The organism is Nonomuraea sp. NPDC004580, assembly GCF_040609855.1.
Taxonomy (GTDB): Bacteria; Actinomycetota; Actinomycetes; order Streptosporangiales; family Streptosporangiaceae; genus Nonomuraea; species Nonomuraea salmonea.
This window is the reverse complement of record NZ_JBEXLH010000035.1, coordinates 73,623-88,449: the sequence shown is the minus strand read 5'-3', so window position 1 is coordinate 88,449 and position 14,827 is coordinate 73,623. Positions and strand designations below refer to the sequence as shown.

The 14,827-nt window shown below is 72.4% G+C and carries 16 protein-coding genes; 8 read left to right on the top strand and 8 right to left on the bottom strand.

Annotated elements, in window-relative coordinates; all coding sequences use genetic code 11:
• A partial coding sequence (locus ABZW11_RS29850) for a hypothetical protein (protein ID WP_355424036.1) occupies window positions 1-771 on the top strand: 771 nt, incomplete at its 5' end.
• A 40-nt stretch (window positions 772-811) separates the two neighbouring features.
• The gene (locus ABZW11_RS29845; protein ID WP_355424033.1) at window positions 812-1,480 is read left to right on the top strand and encodes a DsbA family oxidoreductase; all 669 of its coding nucleotides are present in this window, start codon (window positions 812-814) and stop codon (window positions 1,478-1,480) included.
• On the opposite strand, the gene ABZW11_RS29840 is transcribed toward ABZW11_RS29845, so the two are convergent.
• On the bottom strand, window positions 1,429-2,148 hold the full coding sequence (locus ABZW11_RS29840; protein WP_355424030.1) for a thymidine kinase: 720 nt from the start codon (window positions 2,146-2,148) through the stop codon (window positions 1,429-1,431). The two genes, ABZW11_RS29845 and ABZW11_RS29840, sit on opposite strands and share 52 nt — an antisense overlap.
• A 78-nt stretch (window positions 2,149-2,226) precedes the next feature.
• Between ABZW11_RS29840 and ABZW11_RS29835 the strand changes: the two genes are divergently transcribed.
• From ABZW11_RS29835 to ABZW11_RS29825, 3 genes are read left to right on the top strand one after another with little or no spacing between them, the layout of a single operon-like run.
• A complete protein-coding gene (locus ABZW11_RS29835; RefSeq protein ID WP_355424027.1) occupies window positions 2,227-2,598 on the top strand; it encodes a hypothetical protein in 372 nt (123 codons plus the stop codon).
• A 7-nt stretch (window positions 2,599-2,605) separates the two neighbouring features.
• Window positions 2,606-4,606, top strand: coding sequence for a hydantoinase/oxoprolinase family protein (locus ABZW11_RS29830; RefSeq protein WP_355424024.1), 2,001 nt, complete (start codon window positions 2,606-2,608; stop codon window positions 4,604-4,606).
• Window positions 4,599-6,407, top strand: a complete 1,809-nt coding sequence (locus tag ABZW11_RS29825; RefSeq protein ID WP_355424022.1) for a hydantoinase B/oxoprolinase family protein — start codon at window positions 4,599-4,601, stop codon at window positions 6,405-6,407. The genes ABZW11_RS29830 and ABZW11_RS29825 overlap by 8 nt, the downstream gene beginning before the upstream one ends.
• Before the next feature lie 14 nt (window positions 6,408-6,421).
• On the opposite strand, the gene ABZW11_RS29820 is transcribed toward ABZW11_RS29825, so the two are convergent.
• A complete protein-coding gene (locus ABZW11_RS29820; protein ID WP_355424019.1) occupies window positions 6,422-6,586 on the bottom strand; it encodes a hypothetical protein in 165 nt (54 codons plus the stop codon).
• 50 nt (window positions 6,587-6,636) lie between these two features.
• Here ABZW11_RS29820 and ABZW11_RS29815 point away from each other — a divergent pair, with 50 nt between their 5' ends.
• On the top strand, window positions 6,637-7,305 hold the full coding sequence (locus ABZW11_RS29815; RefSeq protein WP_355424016.1) for a histidine phosphatase family protein: 669 nt from the start codon (window positions 6,637-6,639) through the stop codon (window positions 7,303-7,305).
• On the opposite strand, the gene ABZW11_RS29810 is transcribed toward ABZW11_RS29815, so the two are convergent.
• On the bottom strand, window positions 7,295-7,825 hold the full coding sequence (locus tag ABZW11_RS29810; protein WP_355424013.1) for a hypothetical protein: 531 nt from the start codon (window positions 7,823-7,825) through the stop codon (window positions 7,295-7,297). The two genes, ABZW11_RS29815 and ABZW11_RS29810, sit on opposite strands and share 11 nt — an antisense overlap.
• A gap of 198 nt (window positions 7,826-8,023) precedes the next feature.
• On the opposite strand from ABZW11_RS29810, the gene ABZW11_RS29805 reads away from it, so the two are divergent.
• Together ABZW11_RS29805 and ABZW11_RS29800 are read left to right on the top strand one after the other, a co-directional pair.
• Window positions 8,024-9,160, top strand: coding sequence for a CoA transferase (locus ABZW11_RS29805; RefSeq protein WP_355424042.1), 1,137 nt, complete (start codon window positions 8,024-8,026; stop codon window positions 9,158-9,160).
• Between the two features lie 74 nt (window positions 9,161-9,234).
• A complete protein-coding gene (locus ABZW11_RS29800; RefSeq protein ID WP_355424010.1) occupies window positions 9,235-10,719 on the top strand; it encodes a carboxyl transferase domain-containing protein in 1,485 nt (494 codons plus the stop codon).
• A gap of 21 nt (window positions 10,720-10,740) precedes the next feature.
• Here the strand turns inward: ABZW11_RS29800 and ABZW11_RS29795 are convergent, their stop codons facing one another.
• The 5 genes from ABZW11_RS29795 to ABZW11_RS29775 are packed head-to-tail and all read right to left on the bottom strand — an operon-like array spanning window position 10,741 to window position 14,811.
• Window positions 10,741-11,136, bottom strand: coding sequence for a hypothetical protein (locus tag ABZW11_RS29795; protein ID WP_355424007.1), 396 nt, complete (start codon window positions 11,134-11,136; stop codon window positions 10,741-10,743).
• The gene (locus ABZW11_RS29790; RefSeq protein ID WP_355424004.1) at window positions 11,133-11,579 is read right to left on the bottom strand and encodes a hypothetical protein; all 447 of its coding nucleotides are present in this window, start codon (window positions 11,577-11,579) and stop codon (window positions 11,133-11,135) included. The genes ABZW11_RS29795 and ABZW11_RS29790 overlap by 4 nt, the downstream gene beginning before the upstream one ends.
• Window positions 11,580-11,625: 46 nt before the next feature.
• Window positions 11,626-12,402 carry a carbon-nitrogen hydrolase family protein gene (locus ABZW11_RS29785; RefSeq protein WP_355424001.1) on the bottom strand — a complete coding sequence of 259 codons (777 nt, stop codon included), beginning with the start codon at window positions 12,400-12,402 and terminating at the stop codon, window positions 11,626-11,628.
• Entirely contained in the window at window positions 12,362-13,282 is a 921-nt protein-coding gene (locus ABZW11_RS29780; protein ID WP_355423999.1) for a DUF418 domain-containing protein, read from the bottom strand. Before ABZW11_RS29780 ends, ABZW11_RS29785 begins: the two co-directional genes overlap by 41 nt.
• The gene (locus ABZW11_RS29775; RefSeq protein ID WP_355423996.1) at window positions 13,279-14,811 is read right to left on the bottom strand and encodes a hypothetical protein; all 1,533 of its coding nucleotides are present in this window, start codon (window positions 14,809-14,811) and stop codon (window positions 13,279-13,281) included. The genes ABZW11_RS29780 and ABZW11_RS29775 overlap by 4 nt, the downstream gene beginning before the upstream one ends.
• Window positions 14,812-14,827 lie beyond the last annotated feature (16 nt).

The following is a 14,827-nucleotide window of genomic DNA, read 5'->3' as shown; positions in this document are numbered from 1 at the left end:
CGCCAGGGAGGCCGAGCACAAGTTCCGCCAGAAGGTCTCCTGGGGCGTGGTGTGCGGTGGCGAGACTGTGATGTTCACCACACTGTCGGTGCCCGCGAGCTGGGCGAGCAGTGGTGGAGCAGGCCGCGCGGCGGGAAGCTGCCGCCGCCCGACGAGGTCGTGCGCACCGCCGTCGCCATCGAGCCGTGGACCGACCTCACCGCCCTGGAGATGCTCGCCGCCTGGATCGCCGACGACGCCGCCGACCGGCTGTGGGGCGCGCCCGTCGCGCAGGTCGACCTCAACTCCTGGCAGGCCGAGGACCGCTTCGCGCTGCCGCCCGGCGTCAAGCCGGGGCAGCGGCTCGTCGTGCACTTCGACGCCGGAGGCAGGCTCGACGCGGTCGTCACCCGGCGCGCCGACGGCGACCTCGGCTCCAACCTCGACTTCCACTCCCTGCGCTACTCCCGGCCCGCCGAGGCGCAGTGGAGCTGGGGGGTCGCGGCCGGGCTCGGGCCGCACCGGCTGCCCGGCGAGGACCCCGACCCCTACGCGCGCGAGGTCTCCGGCTCGGCCGCCGGCATCCTGCGGGCCTGGGCGGTGCGCCACGGCGCCACCCGCGAGCAGCTCGGCGAGCAGTGGCGGACGGTCGGCGACGTGGTGGCCGCCATCGAGCGGGTCGACTGGATGTGGCGCAGCGGCGAGTGGTTCGGCTGGTGGCGGGGGGCGTCGGCGCTGGTGGACGACTCGGCGTACCTGACGTACCGGCTGGAGGAGCTGGCCGCCGGATGAAACAGGAATCAGGCAGGTCGGCAGGCGGTTGTGGACCGGCATGAAGGTCGAGATCTTTTCCGATGTCGTGTGCCCCTGGTGTTACATCGGGCACACCAGGTTCGACAGGGCCGCCGAGCGGTTCCGCGCCAAGGGCGGCACCATCGAGGTGACGATGCGCCCGTTCCAGCTCGACCCCGACGCCTCCAGCGACGGCGAGCCGGTGATCCCGGCGATGCAGCGCAAGTTCGGCCCCAACGCGACGCAGATGATCGACCGCGTCGTCGGCGTCGCCGCGGAGGACGGGCTTGAGCTCCGCTACGACCAGGCCATCAGCGCCGGCACGTTCGAGGCGCACCGGCTCATCGAGGTCGCCACCCGGCAGGGGCGCGGCAAGGAGATGGCCGAGCGGCTGTTCCGCGCGTACTTCACCGAGGGCCGCAACGTCGGCGACCCCGCCGCGCTGGCCGAGCTGGCGGCCGACGCGGGCGTCACCGACACCGGCGAGGGCGCCGACGAGGTGCGCGAGCAGCTCGCCAGGGCGCGCTCGCTGGGCATCAGCGGGGTGCCGCTGTTCCTGTTCGAGGGCAAGTACGCCGTGTCGGGCGCGCAGCCCGAGGACGCCTTCGCCGCCGCGATCGACGAGGTGGCCGAGCGGACCGGGCAGACCCCGATCACTCAGCTCACCGCGCCCGCCGACGGCTGCGACGACGGGACCTGCGCGGTCTGACCGCCCAGTGCGGGCCGTGCGCCGTGGCGGGCGACGTGAGAGCCCTCCCCGAGCCGGCCCGCGCGGTGGTGGCGGCGGCAGAGCACCTGATAGCGCACCGGCGCGTCGTCGGTGTCGCCGATCACGACCTGCTCACCCGTACGCACCATCGTCCCGCCCACGACGCGTGCGTTGAGCTGCCCGGGACGCCCGCACCAGCACAGCACCTCGACCTGGAGCCTGGACACCTCGTCGGCCAGCTCGAACAGCCGCTGCGCGGCGGGGAACATGACCGAGCGGAAGTCCGACGCCAGCCCGAACGCGTAGACGTCCACGCCGTGCTCGTCCACGAGGTCGGCGAGCTGCTCGATCTGCTCGACGGCGTAGAAGCAGGCCTCGTCGCAGATCAGGTAGTCGACGCGGTCGTACGCGGTGACCAGCGCGACCAGGTCGAGACCGTCCTCCACCTCGATCGCCTCGCGGCCGAGCCCGATCCTGCTGGTGACCTGCGGCTCGCCCGAGCGGTCGTGCTTGGTCAGCACCAGGCCCCGCCTGCCCTGCCGCGCGTGGTTGTAGTTCATCTGCAACGCCAGAGTGGACTTCCCGCAGTCCATGGGCCCGAAGTAGAACTTCAGCACGGCATCTCTGGCGCCCGACGGCGCTGGCGACAAGGCAGACAGATCAGTCACGGGCCGTCAGCTTAGTGGCTTGGCTTGTTCCATGACCTCGTGGGACATTTCTCCCCACGAGTTACAGGAGGAAAATCTGTGGTCACCGACAAACCAGCCTCGCTCGACGCCATGATGACGCAGGACGACCTCTCACCGGCCCAAGCCGACGCCACCCGCTGGCGCTATGGTTTCCTCGTCGTCGTGGCGGGCATCGTCGCGGTCCTCGCCGCCTTCGGCGCGGCCGTGTTCGCCAGTGCCGAGTTCGGTGCGTTGTTCGCCGGCGTGGCGGGGGTGATCGGTACCATCATCGGCGCTTATTTCGGAGTTCAGGCGGGCCAGTCGGGGAAGGCCAGGGTCGAGGCGGAACTCGCCAGGTCCCAGGAGATGGTGGTGCGCCTGGCCGCGTACGTCGGCACGGAGAACGCGCCCCGAGTCATCGACGAAGTGCTCGGCCGGCGCCGGAGCTGAGGAGCCCATGCGTAGCGTCCGTATCGGAGTGGACACCGGAGGCACGTTCACCGACGTCGTGGCGGTGGACGAGCAGACCGGTGAGATCCTCACCACGAAGACCCCCTCGACCCCGGCGAACCCCGCCGACGGCTTCATGGCCGGGCTCGGCAAGCTGGGTGGGCCGGAGGTCGCCTCGATCGTCCACGGCACCACGGTGGCCACCAACCGGCTGCTGGAAGACCGCATCGAGAGCCTCGGGTTCATCACGACCGAGGGCTTCGAGTTCATCCTGGAGATCGCCAGGCAGAGCGTGCCCGACGGTTACGGCAACTCCTACTTCTGGGTCAAGCCGCCCAGGATCGTGCCCGTGCACCTGGTGAAGACCGTCGGCGGGCGGCTCGACCACCTGGGCGAGGAGGTGCGGCCGTTCTCGGAGGAGCAGGCCGTCGAGGTGGCCCGCTGGTTCCGCGCCAAGGGCATCACCGCGATCGGGGTCTGCTTCCTGCACGCCTACGCCAACCCCGAGCACGAGCGGCGGATGCGCGAGGTGCTGGCCCGCGAGCACCCCGAGGCGGTGGTCTCGCTCTCCAGCGACGTGCTGCGCGAATACCGCGAGTACGAGCGCTCGGTCACCACGCTCGTGGACGCCGCCGTCAAGCCGGTCATGCGCGGCTACCTCGCGAACCTGTCCGGCCGCCTCGGCAGGTCGTTCTCCGTGATGAAGTCGAACGGAGGCGTGCTGTCGGCCCGCGAGGTCGTCAACCAGCCCATCACCACCGTCCTGTCGGGCCCGGCGGCCGGCGCGCTGGGCGCGGCGCTGCTCGCCGGCACGGCGGGCCACACCTCGGTGATCACCCTCGACGGCGGCGGCACCTCGACCGACGTGGCCGTGGTGATCGACGGCGAGCCGTCCATCACGACCGAGGGCACGATCGGGCGTTACCCCTGCAAGATCCCGATGATCGACATCGTCACCGTCGGCGCGGGCGGCGGCTCGATCGCCTGGATCTCGCCCGAGGGCGCGCTGAAGGTCGGCCCCCGCTCGGCCGGCGCCGACCCGGGCCCTCTCTGCTACGGCAAGGGCGGCACCGAGGTGACGGTCACCGACGCGCACGTCTTCCTCGGCCGCATCCCGCCGCACCTGCTGGGCGGGGAGATCCCGCTGGACGTGGACGCCGCGCGCGGCGGCATCGAGGCGCTGGCCGACAAGCTGGGGCTCACGCCCGAGCGCACCGCGACCGGGATCCTGGAGATCAGCGCGTTCAACCAGAGCAACGCGATCCGCAGGCTCACCGTCAAGCGGGGGCTGGACGTGCGGGACTTCCCGCTGGTGACGTTCGGCGGATCGGGGCCGCTGCTGGCGTGCCGGCTGATCGACGTCCTCGGTCTTCCGTCGGTCGTCGTGCCCCGCGACCCGGGCAACGTCTCGGCGTTCGGGCTGCTCACGGTGGACGTCAAGAACGACTACGTCCGTACGTACGTCACCCGCGACCTCTCGCTCGGCAAGGCCGTCGAGATCTTCCACGACCTGGAGCATCAGGCCGCGGAGGCCCTCGACCGCGAGGGCTTCTCCGAGCCGGTCTACCAGCGCGGCGCCGACCTGCGTTACTCCGGCCAGGCGTACGAGGTGCGGGTGCCCGCCCCGGCCGGCGAGATCGACGAGTCCTGGCACGACGAGGTCGTCTCCCGCTTCCATGACGCCCACGAGAAGCTGTACGGCTACGCCTACCGCGACGACCCCCGCCACGGCGTCGAATGGGTCAACCTGCGCGTCTCCGGCATCGGGCCCATCACCCGCCCGGTCATCCCACGCCTGGACAAGCCGGGCCCGGGAGCCACGTCGGTGCGTCCCGTGCACTTCGACGAGACCCGCGACACCCCGATCCACCAGCGCGCCGCGCTCGGTCCCGGCGCGACCGTCACGGGCCCGGCGGTGATCGAGGAGTACGGCTCCACGATCCCCGTCCACCCGGGCTTCACCGCCAAGGTCGACGAATACGGAAATGTGGAGATAAGTCGTGACTGATCCGATCCTGGTGGAGATCGTCGAGGGCACGCTCGCCTCCGTCGAGAAGGAGGTCGAGACCGCGATCGCGCGGACGGCCCGCTCGCCGATGATCCGCGACGCCCACGACTTCCGCGCCGGCATCCACGACGCCCGGCTGCGCAAGCTCACCGGCCGCTCCTACAGCGCGCTCGTCCAGCCCGTCGTCCGCGACTTCCCGATCGAGACGATGAAGCCGGGCGACGTCTACTTCCACAACGACGTCTACCTGTCGGAAGGCGGCATCGGCCACCTGCCCGACCTGTGCGTCACCGTGCCCGTCTTCCACGAGGGCGAGGTGGTCGCCTTCGTGCAGGCGTTCGGCCACCACGACGACATCGGCGGCGCGGTGCCGGGCTCCATGCCCTCCCACGCCCGCTCGGTGTACGAAGAGGGCCTCATGGTGCCGCCGATCAAACTGCGCGACCAGGGCGTGCCCAACGAGGCCGCGCTGCGCATCATGACCCGCAACTCCCGCATGCCCGACTCGCTGGCCGGCGACCTCGACGCCGAGTGCTCGGCCTGCCTGATGGGCGCGCGCAGGCTCGGCGAGCTGTTCGAGCGCTACGGCAGGCAGGCCGTCGAGGAGTGCTTCGACGCGATCATCGGCAAGACCACCGAGACGTTCCGCAGGGAACTGCTGGCGAAGATCCCCGAGGGCACGTACGTGTGGGAGGACTACGCCGAGCACGACGGCGTGGACGAGCCGCGCCTGCACGCCCAGCGCATCACGCTCACCGTGGACCACGCCGCCGAGTCACCGCTCACCATCGACTTCACCGGCACCTCGCCCCAGGCCAAGGGCCCCATCAACCACGCGGGCGACTACGCCGACGGCGTGTTCCTGAAGAAGTGGCTCGCGCCCGTGCTGCGCAACCTCGCCGACACCCCGGAGCGCATGGCGGAGCTGGAGGTCAACGAGGGCGTCGTGCCGCTGATCACGATGGTCTTCCCCGAGAAGGGCACGCTGCTCACGCCGATCTTCCCGGCTCCGACCAACGCCCGCACGTTCGTCATCCTGCGCCTGCTCGGCGTGCTGGCCGGCGTGCTGGCCAAGGCCACAGGCGGGCGCATGCCGGCCGACCAGGAGACCATCCGCTACACCGGCGTGCACGGCATGGACGCCGACGGCGTCCCCTACCTGATGCGCGAGGTGCTCGGCGGCGGCTCCGGCGGGCGCTGGTACGCCGACGGCGAGGACACCATCCACGTGGTCCCCGACTCGCGCAACATCCCCGTCGAGTTCGCCGAGGCCCGCTGGCCGCTGCGGGTCGAACGGCTCGGGCTGGCCTGCGACTCCGGCGGGCCCGGCATGTTCAGGGGCGGGCTCGGCTACGACAAGCACATCAGGATGCTGCGCAACGCCTCGTACATGTCGATCGCCGACCGGTCGATCCTGTCCTGCTGGGGCGTCAACGGCGGCCTGGCCGGGCGGCCGTTCCGCGTCGAGATCGCGGGCCGCGAGATGGAGGGGCTGGTGGACGACCATCCCGTGCTCGCCGGTGAGCTGATCAGGATCCGCACCACCGGGGGCGGCGGATGGGGATCCCCGTACGACAGGGACCCTCGGGCGGTGGCGGCCGACGTGCGCGACGGGAAGGTGTCGATCGCGGGCGCGCTCGGTGACTACGGCGTGGTGCTCGACGGCGACCGCATCGACGAGCAGGCCACGGCCGAGCTGCGAGCCCGCCTGCGTCCTCCGGCCGACCGCTTCTTCGACCGCGGGCCCGGCTACGCCAAGCTTTCCGGCGGCCGCAGCCACGCCGAGGTGGACGACCTCTGACCTTCGAGGACTCACTACGCCGCGCCCCCGGCGGACTCGCCCGCCTCGACGATGAGGCGGGTGTCCTTCTCGGCGTTGCGCACCGAGAACGACGGCGTGAAGTCGCCCTCCAGGATGGCCTTCGACTTGGCCATGGGCAGCCCCATGAGCCCCGTCCCGAGAACTGCGACAGAAACCATGAGATCACCATGCGATCACCCCCGAAGCCGTCCCGTGTGAGGATGGCGGTATGCGACCGTCCGTCATCATGGCCGTACGGCACGGCGAGAGCGAGGCCAATCTGGCCCATCGGCTCGCGGGCGACCGGCCGCTGGTCTACGAGCGCGGCGACGACGAGGTGACGGTGACCGAGCTGGGGCGGGCCCAGGCGGCGGCGTTCGGCCGGCTGCTGGCGACGCTGCCTGAGGACGAGGCGCCCGAGCTGGTGTGCTGCTCGCCCTACCGGCGGGCACGCGACACGTGGCGGATCGCCCAGGAGACGTGGGGCGCGGCGCCGCCGCCCGTCATCGTGGACGACCGGCTCAGAGACCAGGAGCAGGGCGCGTTCGCCGGGCGCAACCTGGCCGCGCTGCGCGAGCGGTTCCCTGACGAGCTGGCCCGACGGGAGGCCGCCGGAGCCTACGCCTTCCGCCCGCCCGGCGGGGAGTCACTCGCCGACGTGACGGTCAGGCTCCGCGCGTTCCTGGCCGATGACCTGGGCGGGCGCGCCGACGGGCGGCGGGTGCTGATCGTCGCGCACGACTCCGTGGTGCTGGGGCTGCGTCACGTGCTCGGCGGGCGGCCCGACACGGAGCTGTCGGCGGTGCTGGCGTTCGCGCCGGTGCTGAACGGGTCGGTGTCGGTGTGGCGGGCGGGCGAGCTGGTCCGCTTCAACGACGTCGCCCATCTCACGTCCTGATGACGAGGTCGGCGCGTTCCTTCGTACGGTCGGCCGCGAACCAGGCGCGTTCGGCCGCGAACCACTCGCGCCAGCGCGGCTCCAGCTCAGGCCCGTCGCGCTCCAGCACCCGCCGCAGCCGCTCGGCCTCGTCTGCCTCCATCCACACCGTGTACGCCAGCATCCCGGCCGCCGACGCCCGCGCCGTACCGACCCCTTCGATCACCAGCACCGGCGCGGGAGGCACGGACACCTGCTCGGCATAGACCCCGCGCACCCAGTCGTACCTGCGGAAACCGCCTGGCAGGCCGCGCTGGAGCGGCCGCAGCACCTGCGACTCCAGCAGGTGGAACCAGCCGCCCGGCCCCTCCTCCCACGGCACGGGGAAGTCGTCGCTGCCGATCACCTGGCAGCCCAGCAGGGCGCCGAGCCGCCCCGCGTACGTCGTCTTGCCCGACCCGGCGGGCCCGTCGACGGCGACCACCCGCACGGGACCGCAGGACGGCGGCAGGGTGGCGATGCGGGCAGGCAGACCGATCACCGCACCCAGGGTAGAGGAAGGGGGGTGGACGCCTGCGAGAATGTTCATTCACCCCATAACGCGCAATGGGAGGTTGGGATCGTGCTCGGACCCCTCGGTGGCCCTCTCGGTGGCTCTCTTGGTGGCCCTCTCGGTGGCCCTCTCGGTGGCTCTCTTGGTGGCCCTCTCGGTGGCTCTCTTGGTGGCCCCCTCGGTGGCATCGTCGTGCTCGATCTGTCCAGAGCGCTGGCGGGGCCGCACGCCGCTCAGCTGCTCGGCGACCTGGGCGCCCGGGTGATCAAGGTCGAGCATCCGGACGGCGGCGACGAGTCACGCGGGTGGGGCCCGCCGTTCGTCGGGCCGGATCACGACATTTCCACGTACTTTCTGGCGGCCAACCGCAACAAGCAGTCCATCGCCGTCGACCTGAAGTCCGACGAGGGCAAACGGCTCATCGAGCGGCTCGTCCGCCAGAGCGACGTCCTGGTCGAGAACTTCCGCACCGGCGTACTCGACCGCCTCGGCTTCCCGGTCGAGCGGCTGCACGAGCTCAACCCCCGCCTGGTCATCCTGTCGATCACCGGCTTCGGCCACGACGGCCCCGAGGGCGGCCGTCCTGGCTACGACCAGATCGCCCAGGGCGAGGCCGGCCTGATGTCGCTGACCGGCCCGTCGGCCGACGAGCCCTACCGCGTGGGCGCGTCCATCGCGGACCTGCTGGCCGGCATCCACGGCGCGTACGGCGTGGCCGCCGCACTCTACGAGCGCGAGCGGACCGGCGAGGGCAGGGTCGTGCGCACGTCCCTGCTCGCCGCCGTCACCGGCGTGCACTCCTACCACGGCACCGCCTGGACGGTCGGCGGGAAGGTGGCCGCCCCCACGGGCAACCACCACTCCTCCATCACCCCGTACGGCGCCTTCCGCTGCGCCGACGGCATGCTGCAGATCGCCGCCGGCAACGAGGCCCACTGGCGCAAGGTCGCCGAGCTGCTCGGCATCGACGCCGAGCAGCCACGCTACGCCACCAACCGCGACAGGTTCCTGCACCGCGACGAGCTGATCGCCGACATGGAGAAGGCGCTGTCCGCTCACGGCCGCGCCCACTGGCTGGCCGAGCTGAGCGCGGCCGGCGTGCCCGCGGGCGCGATCAGGACGCTCGACGAGGTCTACACGTGGGAGCAGACCCGTTCGCAGGGCCTGGTCGTCCAGGTCGATCACCCGGTGCTCGGCCCCATCGAGCTGCCGGGGCCGCCGCTGCGCTTCGACGGCGAGCCCCCGATGACGCACACCGCACCGCCCGCGCTCGGCCAGGACGGCCCCGCCGTGCTGGCCTGGCTCGAGGAACGCGAACGATGAGCGGCGTTCTGCGGCACCGGCTGGGGCGCTCGTGCGTCACCATTGCATCGTTGGCAGACATCTAGGGAGCGATAGTGAGCCGACCGGACGCGCGCACGCTGATTGACACGGTCCTCGACCGGGGGTCGTGGAAGTCATGGGATGCGCCGCCCGCCGATCCGGCCGAGCCAGGCTCCTCCTACGCCGACGAGCTGGCCGCGGCCCGGGTCAAGTCCGGCTACGACGAGGCCGTGATCACCGGCGAAGGGCTGCTCGACGGCCGCAGGGTGGCGGTCGCGGCGTGCGAGTTCTCGTTCATGGCGGGCTCGATCGGGGTGGCCGCCGCCGAGCGTTTCGTGGCCGCCATCGAGCGCGCCACCCGCGAGCGGCTGCCGCTGCTGGCCGCGCCCGCCTCCGGCGGCACCCGCATGCAGGAGGGCGCGCTGGCGTTCGTGCAGATGGTGAAGATCACCGCGGCGATCCAGGCGCACCGCGCGGTCGGCCTGCCGTACGTCGTCTACCTGCGGCATCCGACGACCGGCGGGGTGTTCGCTTCGTGGGGGTCGCTCGGGCACGTCACGGCGGCCGAGCCAGGGGCGCTGATCGGGTTCCTCGGGCCGCGGGTGTTCGAGTCGCTGCACGGCTACCCTTTCCCCGAAGGGGTGCAGGTCGCCGAGAACCTCCACCGCAAGGGCCTGCTCGATGCCGTCGTCTCGGCGGAGGAGGCGCGGGAGGTGGCGATCAGGGCCCTGTCGGTGCTGGCCGACGACCGTACCGGCGTGGTCGCGGGCGAGCCGCCCGAGGAGGACCTCCGGCCCGTCGAGGCGTGGGAGGCCATCACCAGGTCACGGCGTGACGACCGTCCAGGCGTACGCGCGCTGCTCAAGCTCGCCGCCACCGACGTCACCCCGCTCAGCGGCACCGGCGAGGGTGAGAACGAGCCGGGGCTGCTGCTCGCGCTGGCCAGGTTCGGCACCGCGCCGGCCGTGGTGCTCGGCCAGGACCGCCGCTTCCAGCGCACCACCTCGCCGCTCGGCCCGGCCGGGCTGCGGGTGGCCAGGCGCGGCATGCGGCTGGCCGCCGAGCTGGGCCTGCCGCTCATCACCGTGATCGACACCGCGGGCGCCGACCTGTCGAAGGCGGCCGAGGAGGGCGGGCTGGCCGCCGAGATCGCGCGCTGCCTGGCCGAGCTGGTCATGATCGACGCGCCCACGGTCTGCCTGCTGCTCGGCGAGGGCGCCGGAGGGGCCGCGCTGGCGCTGCTGCCCGCCGACCGGGTGCTGTGCGCGCAGCACGCGTGGTTGTCGCCGCTGCCGCCCGAGGGCGCCTCCGCCATTCTCTACCGCTCGGTCGACTTCGCCCCCGAGATCGCCCAGGCGCAGCGCATCCGCGCCACCGACCTGCGTGGCGACGGCATCGTGGACCGGGTCGTGCCCGAGCTGCCCGACGCCGCGTACGAGCCGCGCCAGTTCTGTGAGCGGGTGGGGCGGGCGCTGGAACACGAGATCGCCAATCTGCTGCGGCTGAGCCCGGAGGAGCGGCTGGCCGCCCGCCACGCCCGCTACCGCAACCTCCGCTGACCCCGCGCTGACCTCCCGGCGTCAGGGCACCGGGATGCGCTCGACGCGGAGGGAGAAGACCTCCTCGCGCGGCACCACGACCTCGTAGGCGCCGTGATCGACCATCCAGTAGCCCAGCGCCTCGGCCTTCATCCCGCTGTGGCCGGTGTAGGCGATGTGCAGGCCGTCGTCGTCCTCGTCGAGCACGATGCACGGCTCGCCGCCGAACGCGCCGACGGTGCGGATCAGCACCAGCCACTCCACCTTCGAGCGCGGCACCACCCGCCGCCAGTAGCCGGACGCGGGTTCGAAGCCCTCCAGCTCGGTCTCGCTGAACAGCACCACCTGGTCGCTGTCGGGGCCGAGCGCGGCGGGCAGCGTGTGCTCGCCGTAGCGGGCCACGAAGCCCGAGGCGATGGGCGTGATCTCGTCGCTCATGCGGCGGGCCGCCAGGTCAGCCCGTCGTAGTCGGCGAAGGGCCGCTCGCCATCGACGGTCACGTGGACGATCTGCGCCCCGGCCGGGATCGGCATCGGGACGGTGTGGAACTGGGGCACGACGTGCTCGGACGACGTGGTGAACCCGTTGCCCGCGAACGGTGGCGCGTCGCTCCAGTCACCGCCCATGTGGGGCCCGTAGGGCACCGCGTAGGTGTCGACGTCGCGCGCGTGCCAGCGCATGACATAGAGCTCCGGCACCTCGGCGAACAGCTCCGAGCCGTCGAAGGACAGGTCGAGCCCGTAGTAGAGCGCCTCGGGAGTGGTCAGCCGGACGCAGTCCTGCACCCGGTAGACGTAGCCCGATATGACCGTGCGCTTGCCCGACAGGTATGGCACGAGCAGACGCGGCGGGACGACCTTCTGCATCTGCGTTCCGCTCACGGGTCTACTTTACGATCGCTTGACCCCCGGATGGACCACTCCCCGGTTACAGAACGCGATGTTCGAGGCAAGGGAGGGTGGCGCGGGCGGTCGCGGTCCACTCGTGGTCGATCTCGACCACGCGGGTGCCAGGGCCGGTGCCGAGGTCGGCGCGCACCACGCCGAGCGGGTCGACCAGCATGCTGCGGCCCACGCCGTAGCCGTCGGACGACTCGGCCGGGTTGGGCGCCTGGCCGACGGCGGCGGTCCACATCGTGTTCTCCAGCGCGCGGGCCCTGACCAGGGTGATCCAGTGGTCCTCCTTGAGCGGCCCGGACCCCCAGGCGGCGATCACCGCGAACATCTCGGCGCCCTTGTCGACCAGGGCCCTGGCCAGCTCGGGGAAGCGCACGTCGTAGCAGGTGATGAGCCCCACCTTGAGCCCGGCCAGCTCGGTCACGACCGGCTCGGCGCCCGGCTCGACGAGATCGGACTCCTTCGCGCCGAACGAGTCGAACAGGTGGATCTTCCGGTACGCCGCCGTGATCGCGCCCTGCGCGTCGATGGCCACGGCCGTGTTGCGGACGCGGTCGCCGCCGGTCTCGAACGTGCCGGCGATCACCGCCAGCCCGTGGGCGCGCGCCGACTCGGCGAGGCCCGTCACGAAGGGACCGTCGAGCGGCTCGGCGAGACTCGTGACGCGCCGGCCGTAGCGGGTGAGCGTGGCCTCGGGGAAGATCGCCAGGTCGGCGCCTTCGGCGGCGGCCAGCGCCTCCCTGGCCCTCTTGAGATTGGTGGACGGGTCAGGGGAGACCGGGATCTGGCAGAGGGCGATGGTGGTCACGATTCGACTCTAGCCGGTTGGGCACCGGACGGAAGAAGGTCAGGCACCGCCAGACCCACTCCAGCGGACCGTACCGGTATCGGTCCAGCCACCACCGGCTGACCAGCACCTGCACGACCAGCGTCACCGCCGTCAGCGCGAGCACCGACCAGCGGGTGGGGTCGGCCTTCAGCAGCGGCAGGGCCAGCACGATCACGACGGTGCCGGTGACGTAGTTGGTCAGCGCCATCTTCCCGAGCGGCTCCAGCGCCGCCGACAGGCGCGGGCGCAACACGAGCAGCAGGCCCAGCGAGTACGCCGCCGCCCCCGTCACCGCCGCCAGGTTGTAGACCAGGCCGTCGCCGGTCATCCGCCCGGCCGCCGTCAGCAGCGCCGTCGCCAGCGCCGTGACCGCGAACCCCGGCAGCAGCAGCTCGCGCGGCGGCCGCAACCGCCACACCGCCATGCCGAGCAGGAACAACCCGGGGATCAGCAGCACCCCGCCGCCCACCATCAGCCCCCAGACCGTGACGACCAGGCCGAGCAGCAGCACCGGCAGCCCGCCCGGCAGGAACGAGGCGGGCAGCAGCACCAGCGCCCCGAAGAAGGCGTAGTCGGTCAGCACCTCGCCCTCGTAGAAGGCGTGCTGCACCTTGCCGAGGCAGAACAGCCAGAACAACCGGCTGAGCAGCGCCCACCGGCTGTTGCCGCGCAGGAACAGCAGGAAGCTGATGCCGAACAGCATCGAGAAGATCGGGTAGAAGCGGCTCTGGAACAGCGTCTCGATCGTCCAGTCGAGCGGGACGCGCACCTGCTTGTCGGTGTGCTGCCACGTGTTGACCAGCATGATGCCGCCCACCGCGAAGCCGCGTAGGGCGTCGAGCTCACGGATGCGCGTCACAGGAACCAGGTGAACCACCATATGAGGAATACGCCCGAGATGGCGGCCGCGGTCGTCTGCGGCCACTCGCGGTTGTGCAAAAACGCCGCCACGGTGAGCGCGGCGGAGACGACCGCGAGCCACGCGTACCACTCGGTGATCGCGGGCACGCCGACGGTCAGCGCGCCGCCGTGCTCCTTGGCGAGTTCGTAGACGGACTGGCCGGTCAGGCCCGCGAACGCCACCCCCGCCAGGCCGCCGTACGCGGGCAGCGCCCGGCCCTTGAGCGCGGCCGTGACGAGCTGGATCAGGCAGGCCAGCGCGAAGATCCCGAACGGCGCGGCCAGCCAGGGGGTGCGCGCGATCGCGTACGGGGCCGCCGTCACGTGCAGCTCGACAGGCCGCGCTTCGGGGCAGGGACCGGCCGGCCTGAGGCCCGCGACGAACGCGGCGGCCGCGCGCCGGGCGCAGGTGTCCCCGGGGAAGGCGGCGGGCAGGACGTGGACGGGCGCCCGGGGCGCGGTGCTCGCCAGGGTGACGGGCTCCGGAGCCCTGGGCAGGTTCCAAGCGTCGCACACCGCCTTGTCGCCGCTGACCGTGAAGAGCGGTGACCCGGCAGGGGGAGGCGCGTCCTGGCAGCGTACGGCGTGGTACGGCCCCGACGCGCGCCCCGCCAGCTCCTCGCCCAGCCGCTCCACGAGCGGGCGCAGCAGCTCGTCGCGCCCTTCGGCCAGGGCGTTCATCAGCGCGGGCGTGCCCGCGTCGCGCGGCGCCGCGCCGAGCAGCGCGGTCAGGTCGTAACCGCTCACCCGGGCCGCGAACTCCCTGCCGAGCAGCGGGTCGAGCGCCGTCACCGAGGCGGGCCGCGCGTTCAGCCGGGCGACCGCCCTCTCGTACGCGTCCCCCGGCCGGGCCGGCACGACCCCGGGGGCCTCCGGCGGGGGCTCCAGCACCACGGAGCGCGTCCCCGCGGGGTCGGCCGCGGCCACCGCCGCCATCACGCGCGCGGCGTGGCCGGCGCCGACGAGGTTCCATGCGTCGTACCCGAGCAGGCCGCGCAGCGCCACCACGTCGGCCACGATCTCGCCCGTCCGGTAGCCCCGCAGGTCGACGCCCTGGGCGGCGAGCCGGTCGCGGCAGCGTACGGCGGCGGCGCCCACGTCGGACGGCGGCACGCGCAACCGCCCGAGCAGCGCCTGCGCCGTCTCGGGGCAGGCCACGGCGGGCCGCGACGCCCCGCCGCCGCGCTGGTCGACCGCCACCACGTCACGCTCGGGGAACATCCCGGCCAGCTCTTCCATGAGCGGGATCGCCGACGCGCCGCCCATGAACACCACGGGGTCGGGCCGCCGGTCGGGGGCGAGCGAGTGGCGCACCGCGTACGCGACCTGGATCGTGCGGCCGGGGGAGTCTCTGCGCTCGGGCACCTCCAGGAAGCCGCAGGCCGTGCCGGCGGGCACGGGGACCCGGCAGGGCCCGGGATCGGCTCGGTCCGGTGTCACGACGGGCGGCGCGGACAGGGCGAGGGCGAGCACGACCCGAATGAACACGGCACGAGACTAATAG

What these genes read in the sequence shown, in the direction of transcription:
- ABZW11_RS29845 (WP_355424033.1), top strand. Translation starts at nt 812, where the DNA reads ATGAAGGTCGAGATCTTTTCCGATGTCGTGTGCCCCTGGTGTTACATC.
- ABZW11_RS29830 (WP_355424024.1), top strand. Translation starts at nt 2,606, where the DNA reads ATGCGTAGCGTCCGTATCGGAGTGGACACCGGAGGCACGTTCACCGAC.
- ABZW11_RS29820 (WP_355424019.1), bottom strand. Translation starts at nt 6,586, where the DNA reads ATGGTTTCTGTCGCAGTTCTCGGGACGGGGCTCATGGGGCTGCCCATG.
- ABZW11_RS29815 (WP_355424016.1), top strand. Translation starts at nt 6,637, where the DNA reads ATGCGACCGTCCGTCATCATGGCCGTACGGCACGGCGAGAGCGAGGCC.
- ABZW11_RS29795 (WP_355424007.1), bottom strand. Translation starts at nt 11,136, where the DNA reads ATGAGCGACGAGATCACGCCCATCGCCTCGGGCTTCGTGGCCCGCTAC.